Origin of the sequence: Mesorhizobium sp. M7D.F.Ca.US.004.03.1.1 (genome assembly GCF_003998635.1) — a bacterium.
GTDB classification, from domain to species: Bacteria; Pseudomonadota; Alphaproteobacteria; order Rhizobiales; family Rhizobiaceae; genus Mesorhizobium; species Mesorhizobium loti.
Window position 1 is genome coordinate 1 of the sequence record NZ_RZQG01000810.1, and the last position, 2,716, is coordinate 2,716.

Here is a 2,716-nt window from a genome sequence, read left to right on the forward strand (position 1 = left end):
ATCCATGGTGCATCGAGGCAGGCGTGCAGGCCGCGCTTGTAGGCCGTATTGAGCACGCCGCCGATGCGGGCGCCGATGCCGTGACCGCCTTCGTGGTGGAGCGACGCGCTGGTCAGCATGCGCGAAGCGAGCATCGGGCAAAGTGTGAGCGCTACCACGCAGGACAAAAGCACCGACATGGCAAGCACGAAGCCGAACTCGCGGAACAGGCCACCGGTCTGGCCGGGCAGGAAGGAGATCGGCACGAAGACGGCGACGAGCGTCAAGGTGGTGGCAATGACGGCGAAAAACACTTCCTGCGCGCCAAGCACGGCGGCGGCGCGAGGCCCCATGCCTTGGTTGCGTCGTCGCACGATGTTTTCGAGCACGACGATGGCGTCGTCGACGACCAGTCCTGTCGCTAGCACCAGAGCAAGCAGCGTCAGGATGTTGACCGAGAAGCCGGCCAGATAGATGGCGGCGATGGTGCCGATCATGGCGACCGGCATCGACAGGCCGGGGATCAGCGTTGCGCGCCAGTCGAGCAGAAACACATAGATGACGATCAGCACCATGGTCACGGACAGGCCAAGCGCGATCTCGACCTCGTGCACCGCGCCCTTGACGAAGACCGCGTCGTCGCTGGTGATCTTGATCGACATGCCCTTGGGCAGGTTCTCCTGCAACTTGGCGACGGCCGCCTGGACGCCAGTGGAGATGTCCAGCGTGTTCGATTCCGCCTGGCGGATGATGCCGATGCCAATACCGGTCTTGCCGTCCGAACGCAGCGTGGTCTGGCCGACATCGGGGCCGAGCGTGACGGTGGCGACGTCGCGGATGCGCGTTGTACCGCCGACGATGATGTTTTCGAACTCTTCCGGCGTGGTCACGTCGGCGGTCGTGCGAACGATCAGATCCTGATTGGTCGTGGTGATCGAACCGGCCGGTGAATCGAAGGCAACAGAGGCAAGCGCCGCCCTGAGATCGGCAACCGTAAAACCAAGGCTGGCCAGCTTGTTCTGGTCGACATCGATGCGGAAGATCTTGTCGCGGTCGCCATAGACCTGGACGTCGGCAACGCCAGGCACGGCGGCCAGCTCGTCCTCGATCTGGTCCTGTACCACCACGGTCATGTCCTGGATCGACATGTTGTCGGCGGTCACTGCCAGTCGCATCACTGCGTCGGAATTGGCATCGGCCTTGACGATGCGCGGCGGATCGGCGGTGTCCGGCATCTGGTTGGCGACGCGGCCGACGGCATCACGCACGTCCGAGGCGGCGACATTGAGGTCGACACCATCGTTGAACTCGATGGTAACTCGGCTCGAGCCGAATGAAGAAGAAGACGAAATCGACTTGACGCCGGAGACCCGGGCGACGGCGCCCTCGATCGTGTCGGTCAGTTCGCGGTCGACGGTTTCGGCAGCCGCTCCTTCGAAGGCGGTGGAAACAGTGACGACCGCACGATCGACGTCAGGCAGTTCGCGGATTTCGACGCCGTAGAAGGCGGCGAGGCCGGCAACGGCAATGAGGGTGTTCAGCACGAAGGCCATCACCGGCCTGCGGATGAACAGCGCGGTGAAGCCGATATCGCTGGCGGCGTTGATGGTTCCGGTCATGAGCCTTTGGCCGCGCCCGCGGCGCTCTGCTCTTCGCCTGCGAGGCGGACCGCGCCGCCCTCGCTGACGCTCTGGGTGCCTTCGGTGACCACCATGTCGCCGCTGTCGATCTCGGCGTCGATCAGCACCGTCTCGGTGTTGCGCTGGATGATGCGCACCGGGACTCGCCTCGCCTTGCCATTCTCGATCTGCCAGACATAAGCGCCGTCCGAACCCCACAGGATCGCCAGCGGGCTGACGGCCGGATAGGTTTGTCCCGGGAATTTCATCGTGATGCCGAACGACATGCCGGCACGCAGCGAATCGGCCGGATTGGCGATCTTGGCCTTGACCAGAAGGGTGCGGCTCTTTTCATCGATGTGGTTGTCGATGGCCGAAACCGTGCCGGTATAGGCATTGCTGGGGTTGGCGATCGGCGTCGCCGTCAATTGCGCGCCGACCTTGACGGCGGCGGCGAAACGCTCCGGCACGAGGAAATCGACCAGAATGCTAGAGCGATCGTCAAGCGTGGCGATCGCCGACTGGTTGGTGACATAGTTGCCGGCGGAGATCGGCAGGATGCCGACGGTGCCGGCGATCGGCGCCAGAATTGACCGGCGCTGTAGTGCAAGTTCGGCATCCTGAAGCGCCAGCTTGGCGCCCGCCAACACCACTTCGGCGTCGGCAACCGCGACCGGTGTCGCGGCGTTGGAGGCACGCAGCGACTTGACGCGGTCGAGCTTGGATTGCGCATCCTGCAAGGCGAGCTTGGCCCGATCCTGAGAGATCACTTCGGTCTCGGAATCAAGCGTCGCGAGGATCTGTCCCTCGTCGACATGGCTGCCGGATTCGACCAGCAGTTCGGCGAGGCGGCCGGAACTGTAGGGATTGACGGTCACCGAGGCATTGGCACGGCCGGTGCCGATCGCCTGCAGGCGGTCGTTGATAACAGCCGAAGTGGCCGCCAGGGCGACCACGTTCACCCGCTGGTTGCCGCCATTGCGGCCGTTTGCCTGCTTGGCATTGGCGGCGCCGGTCTCAGCCGGGGGCGCTGCCGCATAAACCCAGTCTATTCCCCAGTGTACCAGCACATCCGGCGCGCCTGGATAAAAGCGCAGCCAGGCGGCTGCCGCCACAAC

2 protein-coding genes are annotated in these 2,716 nt (G+C 64.2%); both read right to left on the bottom strand.

Translation table 11 applies throughout. From position 1 onward, the window contains the following. Nucleotides 1–1,598: efflux RND transporter permease subunit (locus tag EN935_RS30200; RefSeq protein WP_164771458.1), on the bottom strand; the 1,598-nt coding region annotated here is incomplete at its 3' end. Beyond that, a partial coding sequence (locus EN935_RS30205; protein ID WP_127373927.1) for an efflux RND transporter periplasmic adaptor subunit occupies nucleotides 1,595–2,716 on the bottom strand: 1,122 nt, incomplete at its 5' end. The genes EN935_RS30200 and EN935_RS30205, both read right to left, overlap by 4 nt.